The 8,953-nt window shown below is 67.2% G+C and carries 10 protein-coding genes; 1 reads left to right on the top strand and 9 read right to left on the bottom strand.

All coding sequences use genetic code 11. From position 1 onward, the window contains the following. The 3 genes from AC2VON_RS19285 to trxA all read right to left on the bottom strand — a co-directional run. Positions 1-1,387 (bottom strand): ABC-F family ATP-binding cassette domain-containing protein (locus AC2VON_RS19285; protein ID WP_486954387.1); only part of this gene is annotated, 1,387 nt, incomplete at its 3' end. 68 nt (positions 1,388-1,455) lie between these two features. Continuing rightward, complete coding sequence (locus AC2VON_RS19280) at positions 1,456-2,286, bottom strand: enoyl-CoA hydratase (RefSeq protein ID WP_486954386.1); 831 nt, start codon at positions 2,284-2,286, stop codon at positions 1,456-1,458. A gap of 18 nt (positions 2,287-2,304) precedes the next feature. Continuing rightward, entirely contained in the window at positions 2,305-2,685 is a 381-nt protein-coding gene (gene trxA, locus AC2VON_RS19275; protein ID WP_486954385.1) for a thioredoxin, read from the bottom strand. Positions 2,686-2,885: 200 nt separating this feature from the next. On the opposite strand from trxA, the gene AC2VON_RS19270 reads away from it, so the two are divergent. After that, entirely contained in the window at positions 2,886-3,560 is a 675-nt protein-coding gene (locus AC2VON_RS19270; RefSeq protein WP_486954384.1) for a DUF5666 domain-containing protein, read from the top strand. 4 nt (positions 3,561-3,564) lie between these two features. On the opposite strand, the gene AC2VON_RS19265 is transcribed toward AC2VON_RS19270, so the two are convergent. The 6 genes from AC2VON_RS19265 to sufB all read right to left on the bottom strand — a co-directional run. Continuing rightward, positions 3,565-3,912, bottom strand: a complete 348-nt coding sequence (locus AC2VON_RS19265; protein ID WP_486954383.1) for a metal-sulfur cluster assembly factor — start codon at positions 3,910-3,912, stop codon at positions 3,565-3,567. Continuing rightward, positions 3,909-4,472 (bottom strand): Fe-S cluster assembly sulfur transfer protein SufU, encoded by a 564-nt coding sequence (gene sufU / locus AC2VON_RS19260; protein WP_486954382.1) that lies wholly within the window; start codon positions 4,470-4,472, stop codon positions 3,909-3,911. The genes AC2VON_RS19265 and sufU overlap by 4 nt, the downstream gene beginning before the upstream one ends. 3 nt (positions 4,473-4,475) lie before the next feature. Then, the gene (locus AC2VON_RS19255; RefSeq protein WP_486954381.1) at positions 4,476-5,744 is read right to left on the bottom strand and encodes a cysteine desulfurase; all 1,269 of its coding nucleotides are present in this window, start codon (positions 5,742-5,744) and stop codon (positions 4,476-4,478) included. Further along, complete coding sequence (gene sufC / locus AC2VON_RS19250) at positions 5,741-6,535, bottom strand: Fe-S cluster assembly ATPase SufC (protein WP_486954380.1); 795 nt, start codon at positions 6,533-6,535, stop codon at positions 5,741-5,743. Before sufC ends, AC2VON_RS19255 begins: the two co-directional genes overlap by 4 nt. A 15-nt stretch (positions 6,536-6,550) precedes the next feature. Continuing rightward, entirely contained in the window at positions 6,551-7,762 is a 1,212-nt protein-coding gene (sufD, locus tag AC2VON_RS19245; RefSeq protein ID WP_486954379.1) for a Fe-S cluster assembly protein SufD, read from the bottom strand. Beyond that, on the bottom strand, positions 7,762-8,953 hold a 1,192-nt coding region (gene sufB, locus AC2VON_RS19240), incomplete at its 5' end, for a Fe-S cluster assembly protein SufB (RefSeq protein ID WP_486954378.1). The genes sufB and sufD, both read right to left, overlap by 1 nt.

Genomic DNA, 8,953 nt, shown 5'->3' with positions numbered 1-8,953 from the left:
TCTTCTCGCCGCCGGACAGCGTGGCGGCGGGCTGATCGAGTTGCGCGCCGCGGAACATGAAGGCGCCGAGCAGGCCGCGCAGATCCTGATCCGAGGTACCGGGTGCGGCATGAACGGTGTTCTGCCAGACGGTAGCGGCGCCGTCGAGGGTGTCGTGTTCCTGGGCGAAGTAGCCGATCTTGCACCCGTGTCCCGGCGCCACGCTGCCGGCGTCCGGATTTTCAACGCCGGCCAAAAGTCGCAGCAGCGTGGTCTTGCCCGCGCCGTTGAGGCCCAGCACCGCCACCCGCGACCCGCGGTCGATGGCCAGGTCGACGCCGCTGAACACCTCCAGCGATCCGTAGGCCTTGGTCAATCCGGTGGCCGTCAGCGGGGTGCGGCCGCACGCCGACGGGGACGGAAACTTAATCCGGGCCACTTTCTCGGTCGCCCGTTCGGCGTCCAGCGCGGCCATCATCTTCTCGGCGCGGCGCACCATGTTCTGCGCCGCAACGGCTTTGGTGGCCTTGGCCCCCAGCTTGGCGGCCTGGGAGCGCAGTGCGGTGGCTTTGCGTTCCGCATTGGAGCGTTCGCGGCGACGACGTTGTTCGTCGGTGGCGCGCGCGTCGAGGTAACGCTGCCAGCCCATGTTGTAGATGTCGGCTTCGCCGCGCACGGCGTCCAAAAACCACACCCGGTTGACGACGTCAGCCAGCAATCCGACATTGTGGCTGATCAGCACCAGCCCGCCGGTGTGCGCCCGCAGGAACTCGCGCAGCCAACCCACCGAATCCGCATCCAGGTGGTTGGTCGGCTCGTCGAGTAGCAGCGTCGTCGCGGATCCCGAACCACCCACTCCCCCGCCCTCCGCCGCCGCGAAGAGAATCCGGGCCAGCTCGACCCGGCGGCGCTGCCCGCCGGAGAGGGTGCGCAGCCGTTGCGTGAGCACCCGCTCGGGCAGGCCGAGGCTGGTGCAGATCCGACTGGCTTCGCTTTCGGCGGCGTATCCGCCCAGCGTGGCGAACCGTTCCTCGAGTTGGCCGTACCGTCGGATCGCACGGTCGCGCGCTCCGTCGTCGGCGACCTCGGCCATCAACGCCTGCTGCTTCTCCAGATCCGCAAGCAGCGTGTCCAGCCCGCGCGCCGAGAGCACCCGGTCGCGAGCAACGACGTCGAGGTCTCCCTCCCTCGGGTCCTGCGGGAGGTACCCGATCCCGCCACTGCGGATCACGGTGCCGGCATAGGGTTCCCCCTCGCCCGCCAGGATGCGCAGGGTGGTGGTTTTGCCGGCGCCGTTGCGCCCGACCAGTCCGATGCGGTCGCCGGGCTGCACCCGCAGCGCGGACCCGGCCGTGGCAAGCAGGGTGCGCGCCCCGGCGCGGACCTCCAGGTCCGTTGCGGTGATCACGCGCACCCCTTCTCCTCATCGCTTCGCTCTGCATCGTCGCAGGCGCAGATCACACCCACCCCTGATCGCTACTGGTCGTCGGTGAAACTCGGCGACCGGCGTTCCGCACGCGCCGCGACCGCCTCCTCGAAGTTGCTGGTCAGCAGCCGCACGTAGAGCTGTCCGAGTCCTTCGGTCTGCATATGGACTTCTAGACTGCCGGCCTCCAGCCCGCTCCAGAGGGTACGTTTGGTCAACTCGATTCCCGGCCGGGAGAACGCGGCGACCCGCTCGGCGATGTCAAAGCACGCGCGCAACAGCTCGTCCTGCGGCACGACGCGCGAGACCAGCCCGATCCGCTCAGCCTCGCCGGCGTCGACATCGCGGCCGGTGAGCATGATCTCAAACGCCCGCGAAGCCCCGATCGCCCTGGGCAGCAGGTAGCTCAGCCCCAGCTCGCTGGCGGTCAAGCCGTTGTTGATGCCCGCCGCCCGGAAGTAGGCACCCGCGGCGGCGACCCGGATGTCGGCGGCCAGCGCCAGGCAGAGCCCGCCGCCGATGGCCGCACCGTTGACCGCGGCGATCACCGGCTGGTGCATCCGGCGCAGCGCCAGGATCACGTCGTCGAGCAGCTCCATCGACCGCAGTCCGTAGCTGGGGCGGGTCAATCCCGCCACGTGCGGCACCGGGCCCGCCGACTTGTGGTCGGCGCCGGACGAGAAACCGCGCCCGGCGCCGGTCAGCACCACCACCCGAACCGAGTTGTCGTAGCTGATCTGCCGCAGCACATCGTGGAGCGGCACCATGACGTCGAACGCCATCGAGTTCATCCGCTCCGGTCGGTTGAGGGTGATCAAGACGACCTGCGGACGCGGACGGTCGACAAGGACAAATCCAGCTGTGCCGGTCACGTGTTGCACGCTATCGCGTGCGCCGGCTCAGGTCTGCTGGGGCGGCTCTTTTCGGGCCTGGGCCTGCGCAGCCAGTGCGGCGTCGACGTCCAAGTCCCTGACCTGTTGGACCAGGTCTTCCAGCGCGGCCGGCGGCAGCGCCCCGGCCTGGTTGAACACCAGCGTGCCCTTCTTGAACGCCATCAGGGTGGGGATGGACTGGATCTGGGCGGCCGCGGCCAGCTGCTGTTCGGCCTCGGTATCGACCTTGGCGAAGACGATGTCGGGGTGCTTCTCCGCCGAGGCCGCGAACGTGGGCGCGAAGGACCGGCACGGCCCGCACCACGAGGCCCAGAAGTCGACCAGCACGATGTCATTGCCGGCAACGGTTTCGTTGAACTGCGCTGAGGTGAGATTCTGGGTAGCCATGATTGGCCCAACGCCGGAACCGGCCGCGCTGTTCCCCGGCGCCAACCCGGCGGCAGCGCGGCCGGTATACCCGGTATACATAGCAGGCCCACAGAGTGAAAAAAGCCTGCTGATAACTCCACGGCAGACGGTGGTACTACCCACTTTGCCCACCACAGTCGTGCACACCGGCGCACGAAGTCCACGATCGGAGAATATTGATGCCTGCCCTCGCTATCGCGCCCCGGCTTGCGTTCCTCGCTGTCACCGGGGCCACCGCACTGTCGGTCGCCGCACTCTCCTCGCCGGCGCCGGCATACGCCCAGAGTGATCACGTCATCGGCCTGATCGCATCGGTGTCGGGCAACACGCTCCAGGTCACCCAGTCGACCGGGAACGCAGCGGTGCAGTACGCGAGTTCCACCCAGATCAGGGAAGCCCTCCCGGCTCATCTGAGCGACGTCGCCCTCGGCAGCTGCATCAAGGCCGGCCCCACCTCGCAGAGCGCCCCGGCCAGCAGCGGCGCGATCACCGCGCAATGGGTGCGGATCAGCAGCGCCGTCGACGGCAAGTGTCCACAGCCGCAGGAGTCCAGCTCCACCACACCGTCTGCGGCGCCGGCACCGCACCGGGCAGTCCAAGGCGTCGTCGACTCCGTCACCGGTAACACCATCACCCTCACCCCCGAGAGCGCAACCGGCAGCACGTCGAAGGTCACCGTGACCGTCACCGACACCACCAGCTACAAAAAGCGGGTCGCGGCCAACACCGGCGCGATCACCAAGGGTAAGTGCGTCGCCGCGCGGGGAACAAAGGACAGCAGCGGTGTGCTGCAGGCGACGAAAGTCACTGTTTGGGCGGCCACCGACGGCAAGTGCCCGCAGTCGACCGACTAGCGCTTCAGACGGTGAAGCCGACCGCGCGCATCATCTCGCGGCCGTCGTCGGTGATCTTGTCCGGGCCCCATGGCGGATCCCAGACCCAGGTCAGGTCCAGCTCGGTCACCAGGCCGGCTCCGATCGTCGCGTTGTGCACCTGGTCGTGGATCATGTCCTGAAGCGGGCAGGCCGGGGAGGTCAGCGTCATGGTGATCACGGCCACCGGACCCTCGTCGCCCTGACGGACATCCAGGTCGTAGACCAGCCCCAGGTCCATCACGTTGATGCCGATTTCCGGGTCGATGACGTCATGCATCGCCTCTTCGACCTCGGCGAGCAGCTCATCATGCGCTGTGGTGCTGTCACTCATCCATCCATCTCCGTAGGTGATCCGGCACCGGATCGGACCGGTACCTCGATTGTCACACTGGCTGATTCCAGCGTGTGCCCTTCTGATGTGGCCTGGGCCAGCTCGGGTCGGGCCGCGATAACCTGCGCTAGAGCATCCTTGAACGCCATCCAGCCCAGCAGCGCACATTTCACCCGCGCCGGGTATTTGGCCACTCCGGCGAAGGCGACGCCGTCGCCGAGCACCTGCTCATCGCCTTCCACCGTGCCGCGTGAGGACACCATCTCGTGGAAGGCGTCGACTATCTGCAGAGCCTGGGCCACCGGCTGGCCGATCACCTGGGTGGTGAGCACCGAGGTTGCCGCCTGGCTGATCGAACAGCCCTGCCCGTCGTAGGAGACGTCGGCGATGCTCAACTGCCCGTAGCCGTCCTGCGACAGCGCCACCCGCAGGGTGAGCTCGTCGCCGCAGGTCGGGTTCACGTGGTGGACCTGCGCACCGAACGGCTCCCGCAGCCCACGGTGCTGCGGGTGCTTGTAGTGGTCGAGGATCACTTCCTGGTAGAACTGCTCAAGCCGCACGACTCACGCTCCAGCGAAGAAGTTCACGGCCCGGCGCACCCCGGCAACCAGGCGGTCGACCTCGTCGAAGGTGTTGTACACCGCGAATGACGCCCGCGCCGTCGCCGCCACGCCGAACCGGCGGTGCAGCGGCATCGCGCAGTGATGACCGACCCGCACCGCGACACCATCGTCGTCGAGCACCTGGCCGACGTCGTGGGCGTGCACGCCGTCGACGACGAACGACACCGGCGACCCGCGGTCCGTCATCGACGCCGGCCCGACGATACGCACCCCGTCGACGCCGGACAGGCCGTCGAGGGCGGCGGCAACCAGGTCGCGTTCGTGCGATTCCACGGTGTCCATCCCGATCGCGTCGAGATAGCGCGCGGCCGCCGCCAGCCCCACCACCTGAGAGGTCATCGGGGTGCCGGCCTCGAAGCGCTGCGGCGGCGGCGCGTAGGTGCTTTCCGCCATCGTCACCGTCTCGATCATCGATCCACCGGTGAGAAACGGCGGCAGTGCCGACAACAGTTCGCGGCGGCCGTAGAGTACGCCGACCCCGGTCGGGCCCAGCATCTTATGGCCGGAGAACCCGGCGAAATCGACACCCAGCGCGTGCAGGTCGACCGGCTGGTGCGGCACCGACTGGCAGGCGTCCAGCACAGTCAGCGCACCCACCGCCCTGGCTCGGAACACCAGTTCGGTGACCGGGGTCAACGCACCGGTGACATTCGAGTGGTGGGTGAAAGCAACAACTTTCACCCGGTCGTCCAGGCTCAGCGAGTCAAGGTCGATCCGCCCGGCGTCCGGCCCGGAGTCGACGACGGAATACCAGCGCAGCGTCGCACCGGTGCGGCGGGCCAGCTCCTGCCAGGGGACCAGGTTCGCGTGGTGTTCCAGCTCAGTGGCGATGATGACGTCGCCAGGACCCACCGCACGCTCAAAGCGGTTGTCGCCGAGCACATACGACACCAGGTTCAGCGCCTCGGTGGCGTTCTTGGTGAACACCAGCTCGTCTGCGTCGGCGCCGACGAATCCGGCGATGGCGGCCCGGCTCGCTTCGTAGGCGTCGGTGGCTTCCTCCATCAACTGGTGCGCACCGCGATGCACCGCCCCGTAGGACGTGGCCACGAACTCCCGCTCGGCGTCGAGTACCTGGACAGGGCGTTGTGAGCTAGCTCCGGAATCCAGGTAGGCCAACGGCTTTCCGCCACGCATCACGCGACTCAAGATGGGGAAATCAGCCCGTATCGCTGCCAGATCAGCCGGGCTCCTGACCGAAAGCGTCATGTCGCCAAACCCGTCACTGCCACCTGCGAGAAGCGTTCGTAACCGTTCTTCTCCAGCTCGTCGGCGAGTTCCGGCCCGGCCGATTCCACCACCTTGCCACCGGCGAAGACGTGCACGAACTGCGGCTGGATGTAGCGCAGAATCCGGGTGTAGTGCGTGATCAAAAGGATGCCCGGGTGCTCGGCTTCGACGTAGCGGTTCACCCCTTCGCTGACCACCCGCAGCGCGTCGACGTCCAGCCCGGAATCGGTCTCGTCGAGGATAGCGATCTTCGGCTTGAGCACGGAGAGCTGCAGGATCTCGTGGCGTTTCTTCTCGCCGCCGGAGAAGCCTTCGTTGACGCTGCGGTCAGCGAACGTGGGATCGATGCCGAGCGCGCTGAATGCCGCCCGCTGTTCCTTGACCCACTGCCGCAGCTTCGGTGCCTCGCCGCGCACCGCGGTGGCCGCGCTGCGCAGGAAGTTCGACATCGACACCCCGGGCACCTCGACCGGATACTGCATAGCCAAGAAGAGGCCCGCCCGCGCACGCTCATCAACGGTCATCGCGAGCACGTCCTGACCGTCCAGGGTGATCAACCCGGACGTCACAACGTACTTGGGGTGCCCCGCGATCGCGTACGAAAGGGTGGACTTGCCCGATCCGTTGGGCCCCATCAGCGCGTGCGTCTCGCCGGAGTTCACCGTCAGGTCGACGCCGTGCAGGATGGGGATCTCGGTTTCCCCGTCGCCGGGCGCGCTGCCGCTCGGCGCCACGCCGACGTGCAGATCCTTGATTTCAAGTGTGGTCATTGCTGATTGGTGTCCTTAGGTCGTCCGCAGGATTTCGGCTTGCAGGTTTTCGGTTAATGCGAGCTCGTGCTCGACGGCTTCGGTGAGACGGTCCCGCACAGCCGGTACGTTGATCTTGGCGATGATCTCGCCGAAGAATCCGCGCACGATCAGTCGGCGGGCCTGATCCTCCGGGATACCGCGGGCTTGCAGGTAGAACAGCTGCAGGTCGTCGAAGCGTCCGGTGGCACTGGCGTGGCCGGCATGGATGATCTCACCGGTTTCGATCTCGAGGTTGGGCATCGAATCGGCCCGGGCGCCGTCGGTCAGCACCAGGTTGCGGTTGACCTCGAAGGTGTCCGTGCCTGTCGCGTCCGCGCGGATCAGCACGTCGCCGACCCACACCGTGCGCGCGTCGGGCCTTGATGAATCCGGATCGCCTTGCAGCGCACCCTTGTAGAGCACGTTGGAGCGGCAGCTGGGCTTGCCGTGGTCGATCAGCAGCCGCGATTCCAGATGCTGGCCGTCATCGGCGAAATACAAGCCGAGCAACTCGGCATCGCCGCCCGGGCCGTCGAATCGGACCCGTCCGGTCAGCCGAATCAGCTCACCGCCGAGCTGGACCGCGGCGTGATGCAGCACCGCATCCTTGCCCAGCGCCATGTGGTGCATGGTGACGTGAACCATGTCGGCCGCGGGGTCCGCGATCCAGACGACAGTCAGGTTTGCGCCATCGCCGACGACGAATTCGACGTTGTCCGCATATGTTCCACTGCCCCGCAGATCGATGACGGCGACCGCCCGGGACAGCTCCCCAGCCCGCAGCTGCAGGTGCCCGTAGGCCGTGGCGCCGTCACCGGGCCCGGTGACGGTGATCTCGATCGGTGCCTCCGGGGCGGCACCGCTGTCGATGCTGACCACGGTCGCCGAGTCGAACGAGGAGAACGCCTGGGCGGCAATACGATCCGCTGGCACACCCGCCGACCCGAGGCGTTCGTCGCCGCGCCGGACGGTCTCGGCATGCACGCCAGGGATTTCCCGGACCTCGATCCCGGCGGTCCCGGTGGCGGGCGCGGAACCGTCGTGCAGGCCGCGCAGCCGGCGCAACGGCGTGAACCGCCAGGCCTCGTCGCGGCCCTGCGGCACCTCGAAGGCGTTCACGTCGAACGACGTGAACGCTGTTGCCTTGTTGATGACTGTCCCCTCGGCCGCCTCGGTGAGGTTGGTCCCGGTAGTAGCGGGCGCCACTAGCCCACCGCGCCTTCCATCTGCAGCTGGATCAGCTTGTTGAGCTCCAGGGCGTATTCCATCGGCAGTTCCTTGGCAATCGGCTCGACGAAGCCGCGCACCACCATGGCCATCGCCTCGTCCTCGGGCAACCCGCGGCTCATCAGATAGAACAGCTGGTTCTCGCTGACCTTCGACACGGTGGCCTCGTGGCCCATGGTGACGTCGTCCTCTCGGATGTCGACGTAGGGGTAGGTGTCACTGCGGCTGACGTCATCGACCAGCAGCGCGTCGCATTTGACGCTGGCGCGCGATCCGTGCGCGCCCTTGTGGATCTCCACCAGGCCGCGGTAGGAGGACCGGCCGCCGCCGCGCGCCACCGACTTGGAGATGATGTTGCTCGACGTGTTGGGTGCCAGATGCAGCATCTTGGCGCCGGTGTCCTGGTGCTGGTTCTCGCCGGCGAACGCCACCGACAGCACCTCTCCGCTGGCGTGTTCGCCGGTCATCCACACCGCCGGATATTTCATGGTGACCTTGGATCCGATGTTGCCGTCGACCCACTCCATGGTGGCGCCTTCCTCGGCGCGGGCCCGCTTGGTGACCAGGTTGTAGACGTTTGTCGACCAGTTTTGGATCGTGGTGTACCGAACCCGCGCATGCGGTTTCACGACGATCTCAACCACCGCCGAGTGCAGCGAATCCGACGAATAGACGGGAGCGGTGCAGTTGTGCACGGCAAAGCCATATGCGAGGTAGCTGTCGGGCTCCTCGACGTCGAGGTTGTATACCGGCTCGTGTGCCTCACGCACCGTCCGCTTCTTGATCGGCACAGCGAAGTAGTCGCCGCAGTCGCGAGCCTGCTTCGGTCCATGGCCGCCCTCGGTCCACTGGACCTGGTACAGATCCTTGCGGGCGACGTCGCGGCCCTGGATCACTGCGGGGCCACCAGGCCGGCACAGTTCGACCGTAGCGTAGTGGCCGAGGCGCGCCAGGACCGACTGCAACTGGAAGGCCCACACCCGCGATGTGGTGTGCACCCGCTTCCACAGCGCACCGCCGCGCCGCGTGACGTTGCCATCTCCGTTGACGTAGGCGTCCACCAGCTCCCTCACGAACGTCTCGTCCTGGCGCATCAAGAGATCCGACAGCTTCTTGTTCGACGATCCGAGGCCGACGTTGTCGCGCATCGCGGCGTAACCCGCCTTCGTG

Source organism: Mycobacterium sp. TH-M82 (assembly GCF_057473605.1).
This window is presented reverse-complemented; position numbering and strand designations above follow the sequence as displayed.